The 24,909-nt window shown below is 67.1% G+C and carries 23 protein-coding genes; 16 read left to right on the top strand and 7 right to left on the bottom strand.

Translation table 11 applies throughout. The features are described from left to right. Window positions 1-18: 18 nt before the first annotated feature. From uppS to rnhB, 11 genes are all read left to right on the top strand, one after another. A complete protein-coding gene (gene uppS / locus FOZ76_RS21095; protein WP_143950241.1) occupies window positions 19-801 on the top strand; it encodes a polyprenyl diphosphate synthase in 783 nt (260 codons plus the stop codon). Between the two features lie 20 nt (window positions 802-821). Then, the gene (locus FOZ76_RS21100; protein WP_425473331.1) at window positions 822-1,793 is read left to right on the top strand and encodes a phosphatidate cytidylyltransferase; all 972 of its coding nucleotides are present in this window, start codon (window positions 822-824) and stop codon (window positions 1,791-1,793) included. Window positions 1,794-1,795: 2 nt separating this feature from the next. Then, complete coding sequence (ispC, locus tag FOZ76_RS21105; RefSeq protein WP_170235563.1) at window positions 1,796-3,004, top strand: 1-deoxy-D-xylulose-5-phosphate reductoisomerase; 1,209 nt, start codon at window positions 1,796-1,798, stop codon at window positions 3,002-3,004. Between the two features lie 35 nt (window positions 3,005-3,039). Continuing rightward, the gene (gene rseP, locus FOZ76_RS21110) at window positions 3,040-4,116 is read left to right on the top strand and encodes an RIP metalloprotease RseP (RefSeq protein WP_143950243.1); all 1,077 of its coding nucleotides are present in this window, start codon (window positions 3,040-3,042) and stop codon (window positions 4,114-4,116) included. A gap of 82 nt (window positions 4,117-4,198) precedes the next feature. Then, window positions 4,199-6,523 (top strand): outer membrane protein assembly factor BamA, encoded by a 2,325-nt coding sequence (gene bamA, locus FOZ76_RS21115; RefSeq protein WP_143950244.1) that lies wholly within the window; start codon window positions 4,199-4,201, stop codon window positions 6,521-6,523. Window positions 6,524-6,784: 261 nt separating this feature from the next. Further along, the gene (locus FOZ76_RS21120) at window positions 6,785-7,363 is read left to right on the top strand and encodes an OmpH/Skp family outer membrane protein (RefSeq protein ID WP_143950245.1); all 579 of its coding nucleotides are present in this window, start codon (window positions 6,785-6,787) and stop codon (window positions 7,361-7,363) included. 24 nt (window positions 7,364-7,387) lie between these two features. After that, window positions 7,388-8,521 carry a UDP-3-O-(3-hydroxymyristoyl)glucosamine N-acyltransferase gene (lpxD, locus tag FOZ76_RS21125; protein ID WP_143950246.1) on the top strand — a complete coding sequence of 378 codons (1,134 nt, stop codon included), beginning with the start codon at window positions 7,388-7,390 and terminating at the stop codon, window positions 8,519-8,521. 103 nt (window positions 8,522-8,624) lie between these two features. Beyond that, window positions 8,625-9,071, top strand: a complete 447-nt coding sequence (fabZ, locus tag FOZ76_RS21130) for a 3-hydroxyacyl-ACP dehydratase FabZ (RefSeq protein WP_143950247.1) — start codon at window positions 8,625-8,627, stop codon at window positions 9,069-9,071. Between the two features lie 2 nt (window positions 9,072-9,073). Continuing rightward, window positions 9,074-9,862 carry an acyl-ACP--UDP-N-acetylglucosamine O-acyltransferase gene (gene lpxA, locus FOZ76_RS21135; RefSeq protein ID WP_143950248.1) on the top strand — a complete coding sequence of 263 codons (789 nt, stop codon included), beginning with the start codon at window positions 9,074-9,076 and terminating at the stop codon, window positions 9,860-9,862. A 2-nt stretch (window positions 9,863-9,864) separates the two neighbouring features. Continuing rightward, on the top strand, window positions 9,865-11,025 hold the full coding sequence (gene lpxB, locus FOZ76_RS21140) for a lipid-A-disaccharide synthase (RefSeq protein WP_143950249.1): 1,161 nt from the start codon (window positions 9,865-9,867) through the stop codon (window positions 11,023-11,025). Window positions 11,026-11,095: 70 nt separating this feature from the next. Continuing rightward, window positions 11,096-11,698, top strand: a complete 603-nt coding sequence (gene rnhB / locus FOZ76_RS21145) for a ribonuclease HII (RefSeq protein WP_246129730.1) — start codon at window positions 11,096-11,098, stop codon at window positions 11,696-11,698. 44 nt (window positions 11,699-11,742) lie between these two features. Here rnhB and FOZ76_RS21150 read toward each other — a convergent pair whose 3' ends face one another. Continuing rightward, a complete protein-coding gene (locus FOZ76_RS21150; RefSeq protein ID WP_143950250.1) occupies window positions 11,743-13,122 on the bottom strand; it encodes a putative bifunctional diguanylate cyclase/phosphodiesterase in 1,380 nt (459 codons plus the stop codon). Between the two features lie 96 nt (window positions 13,123-13,218). Between FOZ76_RS21150 and FOZ76_RS21155 the strand changes: the two genes are divergently transcribed. Further along, window positions 13,219-14,028 (top strand): TrmH family RNA methyltransferase, encoded by an 810-nt coding sequence (locus FOZ76_RS21155; RefSeq protein ID WP_143950251.1) that lies wholly within the window; start codon window positions 13,219-13,221, stop codon window positions 14,026-14,028. Window positions 14,029-14,037: 9 nt separating this feature from the next. Here the strand turns inward: FOZ76_RS21155 and ppsR are convergent, their stop codons facing one another. Beyond that, a complete protein-coding gene (ppsR, locus tag FOZ76_RS21160; protein WP_143950252.1) occupies window positions 14,038-14,874 on the bottom strand; it encodes a posphoenolpyruvate synthetase regulatory kinase/phosphorylase PpsR in 837 nt (278 codons plus the stop codon). A 202-nt stretch (window positions 14,875-15,076) separates the two neighbouring features. Here ppsR and ppsA point away from each other — a divergent pair, with 202 nt between their 5' ends. After that, on the top strand, window positions 15,077-17,440 hold the full coding sequence (gene ppsA / locus FOZ76_RS21165) for a phosphoenolpyruvate synthase (protein ID WP_143950253.1): 2,364 nt from the start codon (window positions 15,077-15,079) through the stop codon (window positions 17,438-17,440). Between the two features lie 173 nt (window positions 17,441-17,613). Here the strand turns inward: ppsA and FOZ76_RS21170 are convergent, their stop codons facing one another. Next, a complete protein-coding gene (locus tag FOZ76_RS21170) occupies window positions 17,614-18,378 on the bottom strand; it encodes an arylesterase (protein ID WP_143950254.1) in 765 nt (254 codons plus the stop codon). 22 nt (window positions 18,379-18,400) lie between these two features. Here FOZ76_RS21170 and FOZ76_RS21175 point away from each other — a divergent pair, with 22 nt between their 5' ends. Continuing rightward, window positions 18,401-19,108, top strand: a complete 708-nt coding sequence (locus tag FOZ76_RS21175) for an ABC transporter ATP-binding protein (protein ID WP_170235564.1) — start codon at window positions 18,401-18,403, stop codon at window positions 19,106-19,108. A 47-nt stretch (window positions 19,109-19,155) separates the two neighbouring features. Here FOZ76_RS21175 and FOZ76_RS21180 read toward each other — a convergent pair whose 3' ends face one another. The 4 genes from FOZ76_RS21180 to FOZ76_RS21195 form a co-directional block, all read right to left on the bottom strand. Next, window positions 19,156-19,581: a GlcG/HbpS family heme-binding protein gene (locus FOZ76_RS21180; RefSeq protein ID WP_143950256.1), complete on the bottom strand. Its 426-nt coding sequence runs from the start codon at window positions 19,579-19,581 to the stop codon at window positions 19,156-19,158. Between the two features lie 293 nt (window positions 19,582-19,874). Beyond that, window positions 19,875-20,324: a hypothetical protein gene (locus FOZ76_RS21185; protein WP_143950257.1), complete on the bottom strand. Its 450-nt coding sequence runs from the start codon at window positions 20,322-20,324 to the stop codon at window positions 19,875-19,877. A 242-nt stretch (window positions 20,325-20,566) separates the two neighbouring features. Then, window positions 20,567-21,019, bottom strand: a complete 453-nt coding sequence (locus tag FOZ76_RS21190; RefSeq protein WP_143950258.1) for a hypothetical protein — start codon at window positions 21,017-21,019, stop codon at window positions 20,567-20,569. Between the two features lie 744 nt (window positions 21,020-21,763). Next, window positions 21,764-22,696 (bottom strand): LysR substrate-binding domain-containing protein, encoded by a 933-nt coding sequence (locus FOZ76_RS21195; RefSeq protein ID WP_143950259.1) that lies wholly within the window; start codon window positions 22,694-22,696, stop codon window positions 21,764-21,766. A gap of 116 nt (window positions 22,697-22,812) precedes the next feature. Between FOZ76_RS21195 and FOZ76_RS21200 the strand changes: the two genes are divergently transcribed. Together FOZ76_RS21200 and FOZ76_RS21205 are read left to right on the top strand one after the other, a co-directional pair. Beyond that, on the top strand, window positions 22,813-23,868 hold the full coding sequence (locus tag FOZ76_RS21200; RefSeq protein ID WP_143950260.1) for a TauD/TfdA family dioxygenase: 1,056 nt from the start codon (window positions 22,813-22,815) through the stop codon (window positions 23,866-23,868). 207 nt (window positions 23,869-24,075) lie between these two features. Then, the gene (locus FOZ76_RS21205; protein WP_170235565.1) at window positions 24,076-24,906 is read left to right on the top strand and encodes a Bug family tripartite tricarboxylate transporter substrate binding protein; all 831 of its coding nucleotides are present in this window, start codon (window positions 24,076-24,078) and stop codon (window positions 24,904-24,906) included. The last annotated feature ends 3 nt before the right edge of the window (window positions 24,907-24,909 follow it).

Below are 24,909 nucleotides of genomic sequence, written 5' to 3' on the forward strand. Positions count from 1 at the left end.
GCCGCTCATCCTCGCGTCATGAACACCAGTTCCACTCTCGGCATCCCGAGCACGGGCACGGCGCCGCGCCACGTCGCCATCATCATGGACGGCAACGGTCGCTGGGCGACCCGCCGCCACCTGCCGCGCAAGGCCGGCCATGTCCGCGGCGTGGACGCCGTGCGCAACGTCGTGCAGGCCTGCGGCGAAGCGGGCGTCGAATACCTGACGCTCTTTGCCTTCAGCTCCGAGAACTGGCGCCGTCCGCCCGAGGAGGTCTCGCTGCTGATGCGCCTGTTCATGCAGGCCATCGAGCGCGAGATCGGCAAGCTCGAGGAGCAGGGCGTGCGCCTGCGCATCGTGGGCGACATCACGGCTTTCGAGCCGCGCCTGCAGCGCCTGATCCGAGATGCCGAGCTGCGCACGGCCGGCAACGACCGCATGCACCTCACGGTGGCCGCCAACTACGGCGGCCGCTGGGACGTACTGAACGCCATGCGCGCGCTGCTGCGTTCCGAGCCGCACCTGGCCAGCGCCCCCGAGGCGATCGACGAGGCGCGGCTGGCGCCGTATCTCTCGCTCGCCTTCGCGCCGGAACCGGACTTGCTGATCCGCACCGGCGGCGAGCAGCGGATCTCCAACTTCGCGATCTGGCAGCTTGCCTACACCGAGCTGTATTTCACCGAGCGTTATTGGCCGGACTTCGGCGCCAGCGCGCTGGCCGAGGCCTTCGCCTGGTACGGCGGGCGCGAGCGCCGGTTCGGCCGGACCAGCGCCCAGCTCGTCCAGGACCCGATGACACTGCTTGCCCAGGGGGGCTGATCCGGATGTTGCGACAGCGCGTGATTACCGCCGCCGTTCTGCTGGTCATTCTGGTGGCGGTGCTCGCCGCGCCGGGGCCGATCCCGTTCGCCGTGCTGCTCGCCGTGTTCGCCGTCCTTGCTATGATCGAATGGTGGCGCCTGACCCTGGCGCGCGCGGCCGTTCCGGGCGGCGCGCCGGCCGCTTCCTGGCGTGAACTGCTCCTGCTGGGCGATACCGGCGCGCGCCTGGTGCTGCGCATCGTGGCAACCCTGTTCGGCTGCTGGCTGTTCGTGCGCCTGCTGCTCGATTATTCGGTCCTGGCCGCGCCGCTGGGCGCCTTGATCCTCGATTCGGCAGGCTCGGCCGTGCTCGGTTTCGGCACGCCGGGCTGGGTCGAGATGATGCAGCGCATCACGGCCGTCGCCTGGCTGTGGGCGCTGTTCGGCTGGCTCGCCGTAAGCGTCTATCTTTTCTTCGCCCGGGTCGAGCGCGCGCCGTTCAGCGTGCTGCTCTCCGCCTTCGGTCTGCTCGCCGTGCCGGCCGCGTGTACCGCGCTGCTGGTCGCCTACGGGCGCGGCGTGCCGTATCTGCTGTCGCTGCTGGCCGTGGTCTGGGCCGCCGACATCGGCGCCTATTTCGTCGGCCGGCGCGTGGGCGGGCGCAAGCTCGCGCCTGCGATCAGCCCGGGCAAGACGCTCTCGGGCGCGATCGGCGGCATGGTCTGCGCCATCGCCTGGGTTCTGGCGAGCGCGGCCCTGGCCCAGCCGACCCCCACCGGCTATTCGCTTTTCGGCGCCGATCTCGTCGCGCGCTGGTCCTGGCCGGGCGCGGCCCTGTTCGGCGCCGTGCTCGCCTGGGTCTCGATCGCGGGCGACCTGTTCGAGTCGTTGCTCAAGCGCCGCGCCGGCCGCAAGGATTCCAGCCAACTGCTGCCCGGCCATGGCGGCGTCTTCGATCGTATCGACGCGGTGCTGCCCACGGCGCCCCTTGCCATGCTTCTGGTTCTCTGAAAGTGATCCCTCGCCACGTCGCCATCCTGGGCGCCACGGGTTCGATCGGCGTCAGCACGCTCGATGTCGTACTGCGGCACCCCGAGCGCTTTCGCGTGCATGCGCTGAGCGCGCACTCGCGCATGGACGAACTCGCGGCTCAGGCGGCCGTGAGCGGCGCGGCGGTGGTCGTGGTGCCCGATGCCGCGGCGCACGCGCGCTTTCGCGACGCCTGGACGCGGGTGGGGCAGGGCGCGGGGCCGCAGGTGCGCGTGGGCGCCGACGCCCTGGCCGAGACGGCCGCCGATCCGGACTGCGACACCGTCATGGCCGCCATTGTCGGCGCCGCGGGGCTGCCTGCCGCGCTGGCCGCGGCGCGCGCCGGCAAGCGCGTGCTGCTCGCCAACAAGGAGGCGCTGGTGGCCGCGGGGTCGCTCTTCATGCAGGCGGCCGCCGACAGCGGCGCCGAGCTGCTGCCGATCGACAGCGAGCACAACGCGATCTTCCAGTGCCTGCCGGCCGTCGGGGCGCAAGCCGCGCGCGCGCCCGCCCGCGGCGTCAGGCGCCTGGTGCTGACGGCGTCGGGCGGCCCTTTCCGCACGCGCGCCCTGGAGACGCTGGCCGAGATCACGCCGGAGCAGGCCTGCGCGCATCCGAACTGGTCCATGGGCCGCAAGATCTCGGTCGATTCGGCCACCATGCTGAACAAGGGGCTGGAGGTGATCGAGGCGCACTGGCTGTTCGCCATGCCGGCCGAGCGCCTGTCGGTGCTGATCCATCCGCAGAGCGTCGTCCATTCCATGGTGGAGTACGACGACGGCTCGGTGCTGGCGCAACTGGGCCAGCCGGACATGCGCACCCCGATCGCGTATGGTCTGGGCTACCCGCAGCGCATCGACGCCGGCGTCGGGCCGCTCGATCTCGCGCGCATCGGGCGCCTGGACTTCGAAGAGCCGGATCTGGCCCGGTTCCCCTGCCTGGGGCTGGCCTGGGATGCCCTACGCGCCGGGCAGGCAGCCTGTATTGCATTGAACGCCGCCAACGAAGTCGCGGTCGAAGCCTTCCTGCAGGAGCGTCTGCGCTACACCGACATTGCCGCCGTGATCGGCGATGTGCTGGACGCGGCGCAAACCGGCGGAGGGCGTTTGGACGTCTTGGCCGACGTGCTCGCGCTCGACGCCCACGCTCGGGCGCTGGCCGCCGAGCGGCTGCGCATGCGCGCGCGCGGCTAGGCCCGGCGCGCTCACTTTCTTACCGGAGACGGCTCATGCTGCTCACCTTGATTGCCTTCGCGGTCGCACTCGGCGTGCTGATCGTGATCCACGAGTACGGCCATTTCTGGGTCGCGCGCCGCTGCGGCGTGCGCGTGCTGCGCTTTTCCGTGGGCTTCGGCAAAGTGCTGCTGCGCCGCACCGATCGCCACGGCACGGAATGGGCAGTGTCGGCGGTTCCGCTGGGCGGCTACGTCAAGATGCTGGACAGTCGCGAGGGACAGGTGCCGGCCGCCCAGCGGCATGAAGCCTTCGACACCAAGTCGGTCTGGCAGCGCATCGCCATCGTCTCGGCCGGCCCGCTCGCCAACCTGCTGCTGGCCAGCCTGCTCTATGCGGTGCTCTACATGGTGGGCGTGCGCGAACCGGAGCCGGGCCAGGCGCCGCCCTTGCCGGTGATCCAGGCCGTGCAGCCGGATGGCGCCGCGGCGGCTGCCGGCGTGCAGGTGGGCGATCGGGTGCTCGCCATCGACGGCATGGAGATGCCGATGCCCGATCAGTTCGTGAGCATCGTCGGCCGGCGCGCCGAGCAGCCCGTGGTCCTGCGGGTCGAGCGCGAGGGGCAGCCGCTGCAACTCACCCTGGTGCCGCGCGCGCAGGCTCAGGATGACGGCAGCACGGTCGGTCGCATCGGCGTGCAGCTCGGCGTCGACACGAGGTTCGTCGAGGTGCGCTACGGGCCGCTCGAGAGCCTGGCGCGCGGCGTGGAGCGCACGGGCGAGGTCGCCTGGTTCTCGCTGCGCATGCTAGGACGCATGGTGACCGGCGAAGCTTCCTGGCGCAATCTGAGCGGCCCCGTGACCATCGCCGACTATGCCGGCCAGACCGCGCGCCTGGGCCTGATCGCCTATATCAGCTTCATCGCCCTCGTGAGCGTGAGCCTGGGTGTGTTGAATCTGCTACCCATTCCGATGCTCGATGGCGGCCACCTGCTGTATTATCTCGTCGAAATTGTCCGCGGCAGTCCGCCACCCGAACGCTGGCTGGAGCTGGGCCAGCGCGCCGGGCTGGGCATTCTGGTCGCGCTCATGAGCGTGGCCTTGTTCAACGATTTCGCCCGACTGCTCGGTTAGTTCGCCGCCGCTGTCTTTACAGGCCGCGGCGGTGTTTCATGATCGCACTCACCATTCAGGATTACCGACCTTGCGCCGTTTCATGAATTTGCACGGTATCGTCCGCTCCCCGTCCCATCTTCTCCGGCACGCTTCGCGCATCGCCCTGGTCGCAGGCGCTCTGACGCTGGCGGCGCCCGCCGCCCAGGCATTCGAGCCCTTCGTCGTGCGCGACATCCGGGTGGAAGGCCTGCAGCGCATCGAGCCGGGTACGGTGTTCGGCTACATGCCGGTCAAGGTCGGCAACCAGTTCACGGAAGAGCAGGCCACCGAGGCGGTGCGCGCGCTGTTCGCCACCGGTTTCTTCAGCGACGTACGCATCGAAGTGCGCGACGGTGTGGTCGTGGCGGTCGTTACCGAGCGCCCGACCATCGCCTCGATCGGCTTCAACGGCATGCGCGAGTTCGACAACAAGACCGTGCTGCAGTCGCTCAACCAGGTCGGCTTCGCCGACGGCCGCATCTTCGATCGCGCCGTCCTGGAGCGCGCCGAGCAGGAGCTGCGCAACCAGTACCTGGCCCGAGGCAAGTACGCCGTCGAGATCACCAGCACCGTCACGCCGCTGCCGCGCAACCGCGTGGGCGTGGCCTTCGAGGTGTTCGAGGGCGACGTGGCCAAGATCCGCGACATCCGCATCGTCGGCAACGAGGCGTTCTCCGACCGCACGCTGCGCGGCCTGTTCCAGCTCTCCACGCCGGGCTGGCTGACCTGGTACACCAAGACGGACCAGTATTCGCGCCAGAAGCTGCAGGCCGACATCGACACGCTGCGCGCCTACTACCTCGACCGGGGCTATCTCGAGTTCAACGTCGAGCCGCCGCAGGTGTCGATCTCGCCGGATCGCCGCGACATCCACATCACGGTCACGATCAACGAAGGCCCGATCTACAAGGTCGGCAAGGTGCAGCTCGCCGGCGACCTGCTGGGCCTGGACAACGAGTTCCGCGATCTGATCACCGTCAAGGAAGGCGAGACCTTCTCCGCAGCCGACGTGAACGCGTCGGGCCAGGCGATCAGCGACTACCTGGGCGATCTCGGCTACGCGTTCGCCAACGTCAATCCCAACCCCGCCATCGACCGCGAGACCAAGGTCGCCGATCTCACGTACTTCGTCGACCCGAACCGCCGCGTGTACGTGCGGCGCATCAACATCGGCGGCAACACGCGCACCCGCGATACGGTGGTGCGCCGCGAGATGCGTCAGAACGAAGCCGCCTGGTACAACGCGGCCGACATCCAGCTCTCGCGCAACCGTATCGACCGTCTCGGCTACTTCCAGTCGGTGGACGTCGAGTCGCAACCCGTGCCGGGCACGCCCGACCAGGTCGACGTCAACGTCAACGTGCAGGAACGGCCGACCGGCATGATCAACCTGGGCGTGGGCTACAGCAGCGCCGATCGCGTCATGCTGATGGCCGGCATCAGCGAGGACAACGTCTTCGGCACCGGCACCAACCTCGGCTTCCAGGTCAACACCAGCAGCCGCAATCGCGCGTTCGTGCTGAGCCATACCGATCCCTACTTCACGCGCGACGGCATCAGCCGTACGACCAGCCTGTACTATCGCAGGCAACAGCAGTGGTACGGCAACACGGGCGACTACGAGCTGCGCACGGGTGGCCTGGGCATGAACTTCGGGATCCCGTTCTCCGAGATCGACCGCGTGAACTTCGGCGGTACGTACGAGCGCAACGAGATCACGATCTACGACGACAGCCCGTTCAACTACCGCGAGTACGTCGAGCAGTATGGCCCCAAGAGCGACGCCTTCATCCTCTCGACCGGTTGGACGCGGGACACCCGCGACAGCGCGCTCGCCCCGCGCGAGGGCTATCTCACACGCCTGAGCGGCGAAGGTTCGGTACTAGGCGATTTGCGTTACTACAGCGCCACAGCCCAGGGCCAGGTGTACTGGCCGGTGAGCAGGGACATCACGCTCGCCCTGAACGCCCAGGTCGACTACGGCAGGGGCTATTCGGGCCAGCCCTATCCGCCGCTCAAGAACTTCTACGCGGGCGGCATCGGCTCGGTGCGCGGCTACGAAAGCGGCTCGCTCGGCCCGCGCGACCCCGATACCAACGACTTCATCGGCGGCGCCAAGCGCGTGTTCTTCAACACGCAGCTCTACCTGCCGTTCCCCGGCGCGCAGCAGGATCGCACGCTGCGCTGGTTCGCCTTCGTCGATGGCGGCCAGGTCTACGCCAACAACCAGAACATCAACCTGGGCGATCTGCGCTATTCGGCCGGTATCGGCCTGTCCTGGGATTCGCCGCTCGGTCCGCTGCAGATTTCGTGGGGCCGCGCCCTCAACAAGAAGGACGGCGACGACACCGAACCGTTCCAGTTCCAGATCGGCACCACGTTCTGATCGCCGGCTGAAAACGGCGCGCGCAAGCTTCTTTTGCGCGCGCCGCAGCGGCGACGAAGTTGTTACGAGCACTTGCTCTTTTGCCCGGTAAGCCCCCCGATTTCGTCACGGATTAATGGCACAATTACCGCTTGCACTGATCGGCGCGGTTTGCCATGTCTTGCCGCCGGGCCGCCCTAGGCAAGAAGCCCCGCCGGGGCAGGGTGTCCATGAAGGGCATCCGATGAGGGCACTTCTGCTTTATCCGTTAGCGAGAACTCAATGACTTTCCTGTCTCAGCATGCTGTTTCGACCGTCAAGCGGAGCCACGCTGTGAAGCGCTGGGCCGGCCGTGCGCTCATCGTGGCGGCGGCGTTCGGCTCGGCTGGCGTCATGAACGCGGCATATGCCCAAGCGCAAGGCGCCGCGACCCGGGTGGGCTTTGTGAGCGTGGAGCGCATCATCCGTGACTCCGCACCGGCCAAGGCCGCGGTCGCCAGGATCGATTCCGAGTTCAAGAAGCGCGAAACCGAGCTGCAGCAACTGGCCACGCGCCTGCGCACGCAGTCCGAACAGTACGACAAGGATGCGGCCGTCATGTCCGAGTCCGACCGTATCCGTCGCCAGCGCGAACTGTCCACCCTGGACGGCGAATTCCAGCGCAAGCGTATCGAATTCCAGGAAGACCTGAACCGTCGCCGCAACGAGGAAATGGGCCGCGTGTTCGAGCGCGCCGACCAGGTCATCAAGCAGATTGCCGAAAGCCAGGGCTACGACCTGGTGCTGCAGGAAGCGATCACTGTCAGCCCGCGCGTGGACATCACCGACCAGGTCATCAAGGCCCTGGATTCGCAGCGCTGATCCTGGCAGGGTAGTTGTCTCGCGATGCCGGTTCTCATCGATCCAAACGCCGCGCCCACCCTGGGCGCGCTTCTGGCAGAACTGGACGCTGGCGGGCTCGAGTGGACACTCGAAGGCGACGCCAGCCGCGTGATTGCCGGGGTAGGTACCCTGGCGAACGCGGGCCCGAACGAAATTTCCTTCCTCGCCAACGCGCACTACGCGGCGCAGCTCGGCCAGACGGCGGCAGGCGCCGTGCTGCTGAGCCCCGCCGCGGCGCAAAAGCTCGCCGACACCCCCACCAGCTTCACGCGCATCCTCTGCGCGCATCCGTACTTGCTCTATGCCCGCGTGGCCCAGTGGTTCGCGGCGCAGCAGGGAAAGGACGACGCTTGCGGCGTGCATCCCACGGCCGTCATCGATCCCGCTGCCGTCCTGGCGGACGACGTGGCCGTGGGCCCGCACGCCGTGATCGAGGCCGGTGCCGTCTTGGGCCGCGGCGTGCGCATCGGTGCGGGCTGTTACATCGGCAAGGATAGTACGATCGGCGAAGGCAGCGTACTGTATCCGCGCGTCACCCTCTACCGCGGCGTGCGCGTCGGTGCGCGCGCGATCCTGCATGCCGGTGTGGTGCTGGGCGCGGACGGCTTCGGCTTTGCGCCCGATGCGGTGGCCGCCGCGCGCGGCGAACGCGGCCAGTGGGTCAAGATCCCGCAGGTCGGCAGCGTGCGCCTGGGCGACGACGTCGAGGTCGGCGCCAATACCACCATCGACCGCGGCGCCATCGACGACACCGTGATCGGCGACGGCGTCAAGCTGGACGACCAGATCATGATCGGCCACAACGTGCGCATCGGCGAACACACCGCCATCGCGGGCTGCACGGGCGTGGCCGGCTCGACCACCATCGGCGCGCGCTGCATGATCGGTGGCGCGGCCATGATCTCGGGCCACCTTACCATTGTCGACGACGTCAATATCTCGGGCGCCACCGCGGTCACGATCGATCTGCCGCACGCGGGACGCTATACGGCGCTCTATCCGCTGTCGGAGCATAGCGAGTGGCAGCGCAACGCAGCGATGATCGGGCAGCTCTCGCGCCTGCGCCGGCGCGTGCAGAGCGTCGAACGCAGTCTTGCGGCCAGCGCCGCGGACGACGACGCGCCGACCGAAGGATAGAGGGCGCCGCCGGCCGGTACGGCAGGACGGGTAGGCCGAACCCGCTGTGCCGGCTAAAATGCGCGTTTTCGCGCGCGGTGCGCGCTTCCTAGGATTACGCTGCATGGAAATGGACATCAAGGCGATTCTCGATTGCCTGCCGCATCGTTACCCGATGCTGCTCATCGATCGCGTGCTCGACGTGGAGCCCGGCAAGTCGATCGTCGCCCTCAAGAACGTGTCGATCAACGAGCCCTTCTTTCCCGGGCACTTTCCACACCATCCGGTCATGCCGGGGGTGCTGATCCTGGAAGCCCTGGCGCAGGCGTGTGCGATCGTCTCCTTCATGGGCGTCGGGGCCAAGCCGGAGGACAAGGCGGTCTATTACTTCGCCGGCATCGACGGCGCGCGCTTCCGGCGCCCGGTGGTCCCCGGCGACCAACTGCGCCTCGAAGTCACCGTCGAAAGGGCTTCGCGCGGCATCGGCAAATACGCCGGCAAGGCGCTGGTGGGTAGCGACATCGCGGCCGAAGCATCCCTCATGTGCGCAATGCGCAAACTGGAATCCTGAACGTGGCACATATCCATCCCTCGGCAGTGGTCGATCCCGGGGCGGAGCTGGATAGCGACGTGCGCGTCGGGCCGTTCACGGTGATCGGCCCCCATGTGCGCATCGCGGGCGGCACCGAGATCGGCCCCAATTGCGTGATCGACGGCCATACGAGCATCGGGCGCAACAACCGTTTTCTCGCGTTCTGCTCGATCGGTGCGATCCCGCAGGACAAGAAGTATCGCGGCGAACCCACGCGCCTGGAGGTTGGCGACAACAACCTGGTGCGCGAATTCGTCACCATGCATATCGGTACGACGCAGGACGAAGGCGTGACCCGGGTCGGCAACGACAACTGGATCATGACCTACGTGCACATCGCGCACGACTGCCAGATCGGCAACCACACCGTGCTCTCGTCGAGCGCGCAGCTCGCCGGCCACGTGAGCGTGGGCGACTGGGCGGTGCTCGGCGGCTTCACCGGCGTGCACCAATTCGTCAAGATCGGCGCACATTGCATGACGGGCGGGCAGTCGCTGCTGCTGCAGGACGTGCCGCCGTTCGTCACGGCCGCGGGCAGCCCGGCCCGGGCCGCCGGCATCAATGCCGAGGGACTGAAGCGCCGCGGCTTCAGTCCCGAAGCCGTGCGGGCCATCCGCGATGCCTATAAAGTGCTGTACCGCCAGGGGCTGGCGCTCGCCCAGGCCAAGGACGAGCTGCGTACGCGCGTGCAGGCCGGCGGCGACGGCGCCGCGGCGCTGGGCCAGATGCTGGACTTTCTCGACACCGCGGCCCGCGGCATCGTGCGTTGACGATGGCGCTGTCGATCGGCATGATCGCCGGCGAACCTTCCGGCGATCTGCTCGCCGCGCAGGTGATGCGCGGGCTCGCGGCCGCGCGCCCGGACTTGCGTTGTGCCGGGATCGGCGGGCCGCGCATGCGCGAAGCCGGCCTGGACGCCTGGTACCCCATGGACAGCCTGTCCATTTTCGGCTACGTGGACGCCTTGCGGCGGCTGCCCTCGCTGTTCGCGATGCGTGCGGACGTGCGGCGGCGCTGGGTGCGAGAGCCGCCCGCCGCCTTCGTCGGCATCGATGCCCCGGACTTCAACCTCGGCCTCGAAGCGGCGCTGCGTGCGCGCGGCGTGCCCACGGTGCATTTCGTCGGCCCCTCGATCTGGGCCTGGCGTGGCGAGCGCATCCACGCGATCAAGCGCGCGGTGTCGCACATGCTGGTGGTCTTTCCGTTCGAGGAAGCGATCTACCGCGAGGCCGGCATACCGGTGACCTATGTCGGCCACCCCCTGGCCAGCGTCATCCCCGAGAAGCCTGACAAGGCGGGCGCCCGGGCGCGGCTGGGTGTGCCGGCCGAGGCCCGCGTGCTGGCGCTGATGCCAGGCAGCCGCCGCAGCGAGCTGCACCACCTGGGGCCGCGCTTTCTCGCCGCGGCCAAGATCCTGCTGGCGCGCGACCCGGAGCTCCTCGTGCTTGCGCCCATGGTCAATGCCGAACGCGAGACGCAGTTTCGCCAGCAACTGAGCGAGGCCGGCCTCACCGACCGGGTGCGCTGCGTGCCCGGCGGCGCCTACGAGGTCATGGCTGCGTGCGACGCGGTACTGGTGGCCAGCGGCACCGCCACGCTCGAGGCCGCGCTCTTCAAGCGGCCCATGGTGATCGCCTATGTGGTGTCGGCCCTGGCCCTGTGGATCATGCGGCGCAAGTCGGGGCAGGAGCGGCCCTATCTGCCCTGGGTGGGCCTGCCCAACGTCCTTGCACGCGACTTCCTGGTACCGGAGTTCCTGCAGGACGCGGCCACACCGCAGGCGCTGGCCGAGGCGATATGGCCGATGCTCACCGAGCCGGCCCGGGTGGCAAGCCTGCAGGCGCGCTTCGCCGAGCTGCATGCCAGCCTGAAATGCGATACTGCGGGCCTGGCGGCTCAACGGATTCTGGAGGTGGCCGAACGTGGCGCATGAAGAGACGAGCTGGGACCTGGCGCTGGAGCCCGCGGCCTGCACGCCGGGCGCGCAGAGCGCGGCTGTCAAGGTGCGCCGCACGCGCGTGATCTGCGGCGTCGACGAGGCGGGCCGGGGCCCGCTCGCCGGCCCGGTCTACGCCGCCGCCGTGGTGCTCAATCCGCGCCGTCCGATCGACGGGCTCGCCGATTCCAAGCAATTGACGCCCGAGCGGCGCGAAGTGCTGGCCGAGGCGATCCGCACGCGCGCCAAGGCCTGGGCGGTGGCCAGCGCCAGCGTCGAGGAAATCGACCGGCTGAACATCCTGCAGGCGAGCATGCTCGCCATGTATCGCGCCGTGAGGGCATTGGGCGTGACGCCCGATCTCGCGCGCGTGGACGGCAACCGCGCGCCCACGCTCGCCTGCCGGGTCGAGACCGTGGTCGGCGGCGATGCCCTGGTGCCGGCGATCTCGGCGGCATCGATCCTGGCCAAGACCGAACGCGATCGGCTGCTTTGCGAACTGCACTTGCAGTACCCGCACTACGGTTTCGACCAGCACAAGGGCTATGGCACGCCTTTGCATCTGCGCATGCTGCAGACGCATGGCGCCTGCCCCGAGCACCGGCGCAGCTTCGCGCCGGTGCGCCTGGTCTGCGAGGCCGTCACCCCCGTCCAGGTCGCCTTGCTCTGACCAGGGCCGAACGCACAGGGAATCCATCGCGCTGAGAGGCCCACCTAGTCGGTGGGTTGACTGTCGGCAACCTGCTCCGCAGTGAGTGGTTCGCCGGTCAGGAACCCCTGGATCAGCGTGCATCCCATGGCGGCCAGCAACTCGCGCTGCCGCTCGTTCTCCACGCCTTCGGCGAGGGTGGTCAGATCCAGGCGCTGGCACAGCGCGATCATGCCGGCCACCAGAGCGCGCGCCCGCTCGTCGCGTTCCAGATCCTGCACGAAGGAGCGGTCGATCTTCACCGTGGCGAACGGAAGCTGGTGCAGGTAGCTCAACCCCGAATAGCCCGTGCCGAAATCGTCCAGCGCCAGCCGCGCGCCCAGCCGCTGGATCTCGCGCAGCACGCGCCGGGCGTGGCGCATGTCGCGCACCAGCACCCCTTCGGTGACTTCCAGGAACAGGCGCGAGGCGGGCAGCCCGCTGGTGTGCAGGGCATCGGCGAGACAGCTCAGGAGCCGGGGGTCGTAGAACTGCCGGGGCGACAGGTTGACCGATACGTACCATGGGCGCGTCCAGCGCGCCGCGTCCACCGCCGCCAGTTGCAGGGCGCGGTTGCCGAGCCGGGCGATCTGCCCGCTGCGCTCGGCGATCGGCACGAAGACACTGGGCGGGACATCGCCATACACCGGGTGCTGCCAGCGCATCAGGGCTTCGTAGCCGCGCACCGCGCGCGTGGCGCAGTCGCAGATCGGCTGGTAGCGCATGCTGAGCTGCGTGCCCCCGCAGAGCGCGCCGTGCAGGTCGATTTCGAGCTGCTGGCGCTGGTCGTCCTCGGGGCCGCGGCGGGTGTCGAAGCGCACGATGCGCGTGCCGCCGCGGCTCTTGGCCACGCCCAGCGCGAAGTCCGCGCGGTTGAGCAGCGTGTCGATGTCCGCTCCGTCCTGGGGAGAGCGCGCGATGCCGATGCGCGGCTGTACGGTGATCACGTCGGCATCGGTGTCGTAGGGCGCGCGCAGCGTGGAGATGACGCGGCGCAGCAGGCGGCGGGTGCGCTCGGGCGCGCCATCGGGCAGCAGGACGGCGAATTCGTCGCCGCTGATGCGCGCGACCAGCGCATCGGCCGGCAGCGACTTGAGCAGCCGCGTGGCGATGCGCATGAGCACGTAATCGCCCGTGTCGCGGCCGTAGCGCCGGTTGAGCAGCTTGAAGCCCTGCAGGTCGATCAGGGCGGCATAGTGCGTGCGGTCGGGTGCCTGGCGCAACTGCTGGGTGCTGCGCGCCAGAAAGCCCTGATGATCGAGCAGGCCGGTCAGCGGATCACGGCCACTGGGGTAGGACGGCTGGGCCGGCGCGTCGCGGCAGGAGCGGCCGGCGCGGTATCGCGTCCACACCGCGCCCAGCGCGGCGGAGGTGGTGCACAGCAGGGCAGTGAGCAGAGCGTTCATCGTGGGCTGGCGCAGCGCGGACCGACGCTACCTGGGCGTCGAGGCCAAGTTATCATTATGAATTGCCGCACGCGGCCATGGCCGCCTATTTCGTGCATGTCGTCCGACATCGAATTCAAGCGCGTTGCATCGCGCCAGAACCCGTTCCTGAAGTCGCTCCGTTCCCGGGCCCGCGAGGCCGGCCGGGCCGGCGCGCCCGTGTGGCTCGAGGGCGTGCACCTGTGCCAGGAGTATCTGGCCCGCGTCGGCCTGCCGGCGCAGGCCATATTCGCCGCGCCCATGCCGGAGCAGGGTAGCGCCGAGCTGCGCGCGCTGTGGCGGGCCTGCGCGCAGGCGCCGCGCGTGGTGCTCGAGGCGGGGCTGCTCGATACCGTGTCCGACGTGGCGGGCGCCCAGGGCGTGGGTTTCCTGATCGAGCTGCCGGCCGCCGCGCACGGCGATGCCGTCGACGGCGATTGCGTGGTGCTCGATCGGGTCCAGGACCCGGGCAACGTCGGTTCCATCCTGCGCACCTGCGCGGCGGCGGGGGTGGCGCAGGTGCTGCTTACCGAGGGCAGCGCGGCGGTGTGGTCGGGCAAAGTGCTGCGCGCGGCCCAGGGTGCGCATTTCTCGCTGCGCCTGCTCGAGGGCCTGGACCGCGAGGCGGTGCTCGCGCGCGTGCGCGCGCCATTGGCCGCAACCACGCTCGACGGCGGCGCGTCCTTGTATGCGCAAGACCTGACCGCGCCCGTGGCCTGGTGCTTCGGGCACGAAGGGCAGGGCGTGGACCCCGGCCTGCTGGCGGCTGCGGCGTTGCGCGTCTTCGTTCCGCAGGTTGCGGCGGTGGAGTCGCTCAACGTGGCCGCCGCGGCGGCCGTCTGCCTGTTCGAGCAGCGCCGGCAACGGCTGGCGCGCGCGGCGGCGTAGCGCGGGCATCTACGCCATGCCGGTCAGGCGCAGCTCCTGCAGGATGGTGGTGGCGATTTCCTCGATCGACTTGGTGGTGGTCGAGAGCCAGCGGATACCTTCGCGGCGCATCATGCGCTGGGCCTCGGCCACCTCGTAGCGGCACTGCTCGAGCGAGGCGTACTTGCTGTCCGGCCGGCGTTCGTTGCGGACTTCGGCCAGGCGTTCGGGCTGGATGGTGAGGCCGAACAGCTTGTCGCGATATTGGGCGAGCGAGCCGGGCAGGCTGTCGCGCTCGAAATCCTCGGGGATGAGCGGATAATTGGCGGCCTTGACCCCGTACTGCATGGCGAGGTAAAGGCTGGTGGGCGTCTTGCCGCAGCGCGAAACGCCGACCAGGATCACGTCGGCCTGCGAGAGTCCGCTGTGGAGCTGGCCGTCGTCGTGGGCGAGGCTGAAGTTGATGGCCTCGATGCGGTTGTGGTACTGGCGCGAATCGGCCACCGAGTGGGTGCGGCCGATCGAGTGGTTCGACTTCACGCCCAGTTCTTCTTCGAGCGGGGCGACGAAGGTGGCGAAGAGGTCGAGGAACAGGCCGTGGGCCTGACGCACGCGGGCGTGGATGCGTGGATTCACCAGCGTGCTGAAGACGATCGGGCGCATGCCCTCGTCGTCGTAGGCGCGATCGATGCGGGCGGCGGCCGCGGCGGCCTTTTCCAGCGAGTCGATGAAGGGCATGCGGATGTGCCGGAAGCTCGCCATGTCGAACTGCGAGAGCACGGAGTTGGCGAAGGTTTCGGCGGTGATGCCGGTACCGTCGGAGACGATGAAGACGGTGCGTTTCGCGGCGGTGTCGGGTTGCGTCATTGTGCTGGAGGGTTCGCGTACAATCCGCCAAGGTCGCCGGGTTCGCGCCCGGATGAAACCGGGGCCGCGATCCCGGCGGCCGGGCGTGTCGTTGGGCGTATCGTTGGAGATGCCAGGGATGTGCCAGGAGGCGGGTTCGATGAGGGTTGGCGAGGCCAGCCCTCATCGAACAGGCTTTCTTTCCATTGTATAGGTGCTTTCCATGTCTTACGTAGTTCCGTTCGAACAGCTACGGATGGCCGACGTCGACTCAGTGGGCGGCAAGAACGCTTCGCTGGGCGAGATGATCAGCCAGCTCGCCGGCGCAGGCGTACGCGTGCCCGGCGGCTTCGCCACCACCGCCCAGGCCTTTCGCGACTTCCTGCGCGACGCCGGGCTCGACAAGCGCATCGCCGAAAAGCTCGCCTCGCTGAATGCGGACGACGTGCGCGCCCTGGCCGAGGCCGGTTCGCAGATCCGCCAGTGGATCATCGACGCACCGCTGCCTGCGCGCCTCGAGGACGAGATCCGCACCAGCTTCGCCAAGCTCGACGCCGACGGCAAGGGCAGCTTCGCGGTGCGCTCCTCGGCCACCGCCGAAGACCTTCCGGACGCCTCGTTCGCGGGCCAGCAGGAAACCTTCCTGAACGTGGTCGGCGTCGACGACGTGCTCGACAAGATCCGCCACGTCTTCGCCTCGCTCTACAACGACCGCGCCATTTCGTATCGCGTGCACAAGGGCTATGCCGACACGGACGTCGCCCTGTCGGCCGGCGTGCAGCGCATGGTGCGTTCCGACACGGGCTCGGCCGGCGTGATGTTCACGCTGGACACCGAGTCGGGCTTCACCGACGTGGTCTTCATCACCTCGTCCTACGGCCTGGGCGAGACGGTGGTGCAGGGCGCGGTCAACCCCGACGAGTTCTACGTCTTCAAGCCCACGCTGCAAGCCGACAAGTTCCCCATCGTCAGCCGGCGCATCGGCTCCAAGCTCATCAAGATGGAGTTCGATCCCGAGCGCAGCGAAGGCCGTGCCGTGCGCACGGTCGACGTGCCGGCGAGCGAACGCAACCGCTTCTCGCTGTCCGATGACGAAGTCATCGAGCTGGCCCGCTACGCGGTCATCATCGAGAAGCACTACGGTCGCCCGATGGACATCGAGTGGGGCCGCGACGGCGTGGACGGCAAGATCTACATCCTGCAGGCGCGTCCCGAGACCGTGAAGTCGCAGCAGGCCAGCGCCGACGTGCAGCAGCGCTACCGCCTGAAGGCCACCGGCAGCGTGCTCGTGACCGGCCGCGCCATCGGCCAGAAGATCGGCTCGGGCCCGGTGCGCCTGGTGTCCGACGTGTCCGAAATGGACCGCGTGCAGGCTGGCGACGTACTCGTCACCGACATGACCGACCCGAACTGGGAGCCGGTCATGAAGAAGGCCTCGGCCATCGTCACCAACCGCGGCGGGCGGACCTGCCACGCGGCGATCATCGCGCGCGAGCTCGGCATCCCGGCCGTGGTCGGCTGCGGCGACGCCACCGACAAGCTGAGCGAGGGCGCCCAGGTCACCGTGTCGTGCGCCGAGGGCGACGAAGGCCGCATCTACGACGGCCTGATCGAGACCGAAGTCGAGGAAGTTCGCCGCGGCACCATGCCCGATATCGACGTCAAGGTCATGATGAACGTCGGCAACCCGCAGCTCGCCTTCGACTTCGCGCAGATCCCGAACGGCGGCGTGGGTCTGGCCCGCCTCGAGTTCATCATCAACAACAACATCGGCATCCACCCGAAGGCCATCCTCGACTATCCGGGCGTGGACGGCGAGCTCAAGACCGCGATCGAATCCGTCGCCCGCGGCCATGCCAGCCCGCGCGCGTTCTACGTCGACAAGGTGGCCGAGGGCGTCGCCACGATCGGCGCCGCGTTCTATCCCAAGCCCGTCATCGTGCGCCTGTCGGACTTCAAGTCCAACGAGTACCGCAAGCTGATCGGCGGCTCGCGCTACGAGCCCGAGGAAGAGAACCCGATGCTGGGCTTTCGCGGCGCGGCGCGCTACGTGTCGGACGAATTCAACGAGTGCTTCCGCATGGAGTGCGAGGCCCTGAAGCGCGTGCGCGACGAGATGGGCCTGACCAACGTCGAGATCATGGTGCCCTTCGTGCGCACCCTCAGGCAGGCCGAGCGCGTGGTCGAACTGCTGGCTTCCTACGGCCTGAAGCGCGGCGAGAACGGCCTGCGCCTCATCATGATGTGCGAAGTACCGTCCAACGCGGTGCTGGCCGAGGAGTTCCTGAAGTTCTTCGACGGCTTCTCGATCGGTTCCAACGACCTGACCCAGCTCACCCTGGGCCTGGACCGCGATTCCGGCCTGGAACTGCTCGCCGCCGACTTCGACGAGCGCGATCCCGCCGTGCAGGCCTTGCTGAAGCGCGCCATCTCGGCGTGCCTGGCGGCCGACAAGTACGTGGGCATCTGCGGCCAGGGCCCCAGCGACCATCCGGACTTCGCCCTGTGGCTGCGCGACCAGGGCATCCTGTCCATGTCGCTCAATCCGGACACGGTGGTCGACACCTGGATGAAGCTGGGTAGCTGATGTCGTCCGGCCACCCGGGGCACCGGGTGGCGGGCGGTTCGAGGTTCGAAGAAGGCCGGCGGGTTGCTCCGCCGGCCTTCTTCGTTTGCGGGCGCCGCAGGGGCGGTGGCGGTGGTGGTGGCGGTGGTGGTGGCGAGTCCCGCGGAGGGTGGTGTGTAAGGCCTGTCGTCTGTCTACAGGCCGGAATGCGACGACGTACGCGGCGATGGATTCCTGGGCGGCGTGTCCGCGGAGCGCGCGTTTTGACCGGCAGCGTGCAGCAGGGGTTCGAGCGCCGGCCAGACGTTGTCCAGCATGATGGGTTGCGCCACCGTCGCCGGATGGATGCGGTCGGCCTGGAACATCGCCGGGTCGGTGGCAATGCCTTCCAGAAAGAACGGTACCAGCTCGGCTTGCTGTGCCTGCGCCACGCTCTCGAACACCGACGCGAAGCGGGTGGCGTAGGCGCGGCCGTAGTTGGGCGGGATCTGCATGCCGAGCACCAGCACCTGGGCGCCGGCCTCGCGCGAGAGGCGCGCCATCTCGCTCAGGTTGTGCTCGGTCACGGCGAGATCCAGGCCGCGCAGCGCATCGTTTCCGCCCAGTTCGAGAACCACGATGGCCGGGCGATGTTCGGTGAGCAGCGCGGGCAGACGACCCAGGCCACCGGCGGTGGTGTCGCCGCTGATGCTGGCGTTGACGACTTCGTAGCCGAGCGCCGTGCTCTCTATCCGCTGGGCGAGCAGGCTGACCCAGCCAGCGCCGCGGGGCAGACCATATTCGGCCGACAGGCTGTCGCCGACCACCAGGATGCGTGCGCCTTCGTCGGAACCCCGCGGCACCGCGGCGGTCTGTGCGGGTGCGCTGGTTGCGTGCGCAAGGCACAATAGGCCCACGAACACGGCCAGGAACAGCAGGCTCGCGCGGCGTCGCGCGTCATGAAGAGAGGCTCGTTGCATGGATGTCACCGGGAAGAACGAGATGAACCAAGATGTACGGTCTAGCGGCATACCTGCGATCCATGCCCAGGGTCTGACCCGGCGCGTGGAGGATACCAACGGCCCGCTGACCATTCTGGACAACGTGGCATTTGCCGTGCCTGCAGGTCAGACTGCGGCGATCACGGGCAGTTCCGGTTCGGGCAAGTCGACCCTGCTCGGCCTGCTGGCCGGGTTGGACCTGCCGGACGAGGGCGCGGTCAGCCTGCTCGGGCGCGACCTGTCGCAACTGGATGAGGACGAGCGCGCCAAGCTGCGCGCGGCGCATGTCGGCTTCGTGTTCCAGTCCTTCCAACTGCTGCCGCACCTGACCGCGCTGGAGAACGTCATGCTGCCGCTGGAACTGGCCGGCCGGCCGGCGCGCGAGCCCGCCAAGCGCATGCTGAGCCGCGTCGGCCTGGCAGGCCGCCTGCACCATTATCCGCGCACACTTTCCGGGGGCGAGCAGCAGCGCGTCTCGATCGCGCGCGCCTTCGTCATGGCGCCCTCGCTGCTCTTTGCCGATGAACCCACCGGCAGCCTGGACGTCGCCACCGGCAAGGCCGTGATCGACCTCATGTTCGAGCTGCACCGCGAGCACGGCGCCACCCTGGTGCTGGTCACGCATGATCCAGCGCTGGCCGCGCGCTGCGAACGCCAGCTCGAACTCGTGGCGGGGCGCCTGGTGCGCGACGAGATGCTGGCTGTCTAGCACCGGCCGGGGCCCGCCAAAGGCCGCCCGGCCGCATTGCGCCAGTCTCAGCCGTGCGCCAGCCCGGCCGCCTGGATGCCGGCGATGCAGACTTCCTCGTCCTCGTCGCCAGTGCCGCCGCTCGCGCCGGCCGCACCGATGATCGTGCCCTGCGCGTCCTTGATGACGACCGCCCCGGGCTGCGGCAGGAACTTGCCTTCGGCAGTGGCGCCCAGCGCCACGAAGAAGTTCGGGTTGTCCTTCGCACGCTGCGCCAGCGCCCGGCTGGACACGCCCATCCCGACCGCGCCATAGGCCTTGCCGCGCGCAACATCGAAGCGGAACATGCTGGCGCCATCCTCACGAGCGACCGCCTTGATCTGGCCGGATTCGTCGAGGACCACGATGGTCATGGGCAGGTAGTTGGCTTTGCGGGCCTGGGCTACGGCGGCGGTTAGGATTTGGTTGGCTTGTTGGAGGGTTAGGGTTGTCATGGTTATGCGTGGGAGGGTAGGGGGCGGCGGGTGCCGGTCTGACCCGAGTGCGCTCGCGCCTCGGGCAAGGTGGAGTGTAAAGCCTTGTCGGGCCGGCCGCGGGTGGGGCGGACCGTCCTCCAGGGCTGCGCAATCGCATTCATCAGCAACTTGGCGAAGCTTAGCCAATGGGCAGCGAGCCGATGTGTCGTTGTTGTGCTGGACTCGGGTCACTGCCTCGGATGACATAACTACTCTATAGCGCCGCCGGATGACCGCTTTCGACCCACTGCTGACATTCACCGACATCTTAGTTAAGCGCGTGGTCGCCATCCATCATTTACCTCGAACCAATCGTGAAGAATGATTATTTGCTCGATTTCGTAGAGGGCGCGGAACAGCTCCCCGTGGAGCTTACGGTCACTAAATTTGGCGATGGAGTGGGTTGTCGCAGTATTGGCTAAGAACTCGTGCGCCATGTTGTTCCGGTGCTCTACGACGCTCTCCAAGAGCCGGATGAAATCTGGTCTGAGTCCTCTATCCCTGATCTCGTTCTTGGTTTTGCCAAGTGTCCAGCGCTCCATTTCTTCATGTGAGACGTTGAACTTTCGGGCGAGCAATCCCTTGAGGCCGAACTCCAGTATCTGGGCCTTACCCATGAATATGGCGTACTGCTCAAACATGCTCAGATCCTTGTACTGATCAAGCCTAGCAAGAACCTCTGCCTTGATCTGCTCTCCAGAAACTTCAGCGACCTCAGTCATTTGGGAATCTCTACAGTAGTAATAAGTGCATACCGAAAAAGCCGAGCCGCCCGCAGTATGCAGGTGGGCTTCAGCACCGGGTTAGAAACTACTTTTTGCCTCTTACGTGAGGCAGTGCGCTACCTGCCGCAGTTAGGCCGCACCAATGGACTTGCTCGAAAGAACGTTTGAAGCTGCAGTTTCCGCCTTAGGATCGGTAGATTTCGAAGCCATTTTCTTTCCTAAAACGCCTAGCACTTGAGTTAAGCCGCGCCGCGAAGCAGCGTCGGCTTGGACGAATTGTTAGGCCCCGTGAGTTGATCTACCAGGCTTTCATGTACGCGATACATTGGCGTTTTGCCAGGCGTCATGTCAGAGACGAAGCCGTGATGCGCCAAAAGAAGTACAGCGGCCCGAAGATTCGGGTGTTTGTCGGTGTGGTACTCGAAACTCGGCTCCGATGTGAAAGCGATGAGCGTATTGCTTTCCTTGACAAAGAAAGCTCGGACCCCTCGGCCCTCGGCGCTGGAAAAGTCAGCGCGCATCTCAGCGATGATTTCTGGAAAGCGAGCCTCGATATCCCGCCACAGTTTCATTCTCTCTTTAGTCGCCTTCTTTTCTCGGCGGACATCCGTGTACTTGTCGGCGATGTAGTTCCCTGCTGCTCCGGTAGCGGTTCCTACCAGAAATCCGACAGCGAGCGAGAGTATGTCCATACGGGGCCTAACTTAGATTTAGAAGACATACAACAGGCATGTCTAGTTCGTCTAGTACTGTATGAAAATCTTAATTGATTGGCAAATTAGCTGTTGTAGTGTTTATACGAACCTGAAAACTCTTGATATGAGCCGTTGATGAGTACAAAGGATCCATAATCGAATGGCAGCTTGTGGCCGAAAGCCGCCCGTCTAGGCAAGCAGACACAATTCAGCACCCTCGACGCAACCGCTCGAAAGCCGTAGCCGCCATAGAGAGCGGCAGCTCTCTCATCCTTCGCATCCATGCGTACTGCCTTTACCCCTAAAGTACGTTGTACCGATAGCGCAGGTCGATCGCATGACCGACCAGCAAGTGGCCGTAGCGCTTTCCTTGCTCCACATCGCGGAGATGGCCAGACGCCACCGGCTCAAACGGCAGGGACATGACAGGCCGGCAGACGCTTGCGGCCTGCTTCCTGTAGCTTCTGAAAATGCATGTGCGCAGCCGACAGGGAGCAGTAGTCCAGGATACGGGCCGGTTCCGTCGTGGTCGATCAGAACATACGTGGTGGTGATCCCGTCCTAGCAGTGCTGGCTGGCTCGTCGCTCAGTGGGCTCCAGGGTAGCCACGCACCAAGCAAGTAAAGCCATCCCCATCGCTCCAGTGCACGGGTTGCTGTCTCGAGCTTGGCGCCCGCTTGGCTCGGAGGAGGGAGGGGCGACGATTCGGCCCGCCTCGCTGCATTGCGTACAGCCCGATGACTACAAACGAGCAGCCCGAAGACGGACCTCCTCGCTTCCCCCACCTCCATACACCGCCCGCCAAGTCGCATCAAACGCTTCACAAAACGCCTCCGACATCCTCGAAAGCGGCCGGTGATAGTGCTTCAGCAGATGCACCGCCAACCGCGCGCCGCAGCGGTACGGTCTAACGGTCAGGGACGGAAAGACGCCGCCGGCCACGGAGGTGTCGTCCACGATCGCAACACCGGCGCCGGCCATGCTGAACCAACAGGCGGTCGGCCCCGAGCGTACGTCCAGGCAACTGCGGATCTGGTCGGCCTGGCGCCCATAGAGATCGACGTTGCTCATGCCATAGGCAAGGGCCTGCGGAAACGAGATCACGGGATGGCCGAGCAGGTCGGCGGGAGCGACCGACTTCTTGCGTGCCAAGGGATGGCCCGCCGGCATGACGCACACCAGCTTGCAGGGATAGCGGGCCAGCACGTCGACGCTGGGATGCGTCTGCGGGCTGAGTGTCACACCGATATCCGATACGCCGTCGACGATCGCTTTCACGAGCAGATGCGGGATCTGCTGATCGACCGTAATGCGTGCGTCCGGCGTTCGGTCGATCAGTGCTGTCACCGCGCGGGGGACGATCGATGCGCCCAGGCTGGGCGAAATCGCCAAGTGCAGGGCGGCGCCCGAGGGCAGGGCGAGCTCACGGGTGAAGGTGCGCAGGTGCTCCACGCGCTGCCAGACCTGCTCGACTTCATCGTAAAGGCGCACGGCCTCGGGCGTGGCGACGAGCCGTCCCTTGACGCGTTCGAAGAGCGTGATGCCGCAGGCGCGCTCGGCGGCTTCGAGCAGCTTGCTGACTGCCGGCGGCGTGACGTGGAGCAAGGCGGCCGCGCCCTTGATGGAACCTGTCTGCATGACGCAGCGGAAGATCTCGATCTGGCGAAGATTCATGGCGGGAATGGCGTCGGGAGGGGGAAACCTTTGGTTTATCACGGGCGCTTAATTTTCATTTTCTTAATCACGTCCCAGTTGGGATACTGGTCGCTCCCGTGATCTATGTAAACCACATGGCCGAACTTTCCCACACACCGGTTACCGGGCCCGCGGTCTGGCGACCGGACGATGCCGGCAGCGATCCGAGCACATGGCGCTACGTGCTGGACGCTGCCCAGCAGGACGCGCTGCGCGAAGCCGCCGTTCGCTACGCGCACGTCGAGCTTGCCGACCTCAAGGCTGGCGATGTGAGAGCTCTGCTGGCGCCGCTGGTTCCCTTGGCCGAGCAGCTCAAGCGCGATCTGGGCAGCCGTGGCTTCGCACTCGTGCGCGGCGTTCCTATCCACGACATGGATCAGCATGGCGCCGGCCGGGCCTTCTGGGCGCTGGGCATGCTGCTGGGCACCGGCCTGACGCAGAACGCCGACGGTGATCTGCTGTGTCCGGTCACGGATGCCGGGGTCGAGTACGCCACCCTCGCGCAGCAAACCCAGGCTCGCGGTTACCAAAGCCGAGCGCGTGCGGACTACCACGTCGATCCCACCGACGTGGTGGGGCTGCTTTGCGTGCGCGCTGCCAAGTCGGGCGGAGAAAGCAGCATCGTCAGTACGTCGGCGATCTACAACGAGATCCTGGCGCATCATCCGGAACATCTTGCCGTGCTGACGCGCCGTTTCCCGTATTCGCGCAAGGGCCAGCAGGCGCCGGACGAATCGCCTGTCACCGACCCCATTCCCATCTTCGTGCGCCACGCGACGCGGGTTAGCTGCCGCTATACGCGCTCATACATTCTGGGCGGCGCGCAGGTGCTGGGCCGGGAGTTGTCGGCCCAAGAAATGGACGCTCTCGCGTGCTTCGAGGCTATCGCCGGGCGCCGGGACATGGCGCTGAGCATGGCTTTCGAGCCCGGGGATATCCAGTTCCTGAACAATTTTCTGGTGGTGCACGGGCGCACGGCCTATGAGGATCATCCTGAGCCGCATCGGCGCCGCTTCCTGTACCGGCTGTGGCTGGACATGGGCGACGCTGAGCCGTGGTGTCGAGAGGACATGGCAATGCGCCGGGCCCATGCGCGCTTCGGCAACCTGGGACGCACCGCGGCAGAGTGGGCCGTACTGCGCCAGCGTTAGGAATCGGCCCAAGGCGGCGCGGTACATGACAAGCTAGCCCGGAGGAGACGCCGTCAATTCAAGGAACCCATCATGAAAGCGAGAATTGCACTGCTCTTCCTCTGCTGTGGCCTGACCGCAGCCGCTGGCGCAGCGGATTGGCCCAGCAAAGCCGTCCGTGTCGTCGTGCCGTACGGCGCGGGGTCGGCGCCCGACACCATAGCCCGAATGATTTTCGAGCGCGTGCAGCGCCATACCGGGCAGGCGGTCGTGATAGAGAACCGTGGCGGCGCGTCGGGCATGATCGGCGCGGCCGTGGTCGCCAACGCCGCGCCTGACGGACACACGCTGGTGCTGGCACCTTCCGGCCCGCTGGCGATGAACGCACTGCTCTACAAGCAGATGAGCTATGACCCAGGCACGGACCTAGCACCGGTATCGTTGGTGGCGGAAACTCCGACCATACTCGTCGTGGCCAACGACATCGAGGCGAGCAACGCGAATGATCTTCTCGCGGAAATGGCGTCGCCCCGTCGCAAGCTGGCCTATGCGTCGCCGGGCACCGGCACGCTGGGCCATCTCATCATGGCGTATCTGGTCGCACGCAGCGGCCCCAACGCCGACGTGCCTCACGTCGCCTACTCGGGGTCTCCCCAGATCATCACTGCCTTGATGGCCGGCGATGTGCAGATGGCCGTTTCCTCGCCCCTGACCGTGGCTCCGGCTGTCGCCAGCGGCAAGGTCCGGGCGATCGCCGCGATCGGCCCGGAACGCAGTGCGATTTTCCCCGACGTGCCGACCCTGCGGGAGCAGGGTATCGACTTCACTCCGACCAGTTGGTTCGGGCTGTATACCACCGGCGGCACGCCCGCCGAGATCCGGGATGCTATTCACCGCGAGGTGCGGCTCGCGCTGCAGGATCAGGGGTTGCTCGACAGCTACGCCCTGCAGGGGCTGAGCGTGCGCGACCTCGATCCGCCGGCGTTCGCAAAGTACGTTCAGGACGATCTGGCGCTCTGGAAGCCCATCATCGAGGCGTACGGCATCGCGCTGGACTGAGCG

The organism is Verticiella sediminum, assembly GCF_007558815.1.
Taxonomy (GTDB): Bacteria; Pseudomonadota; Gammaproteobacteria; order Burkholderiales; family Burkholderiaceae_B; genus Verticiella; species Verticiella sediminum.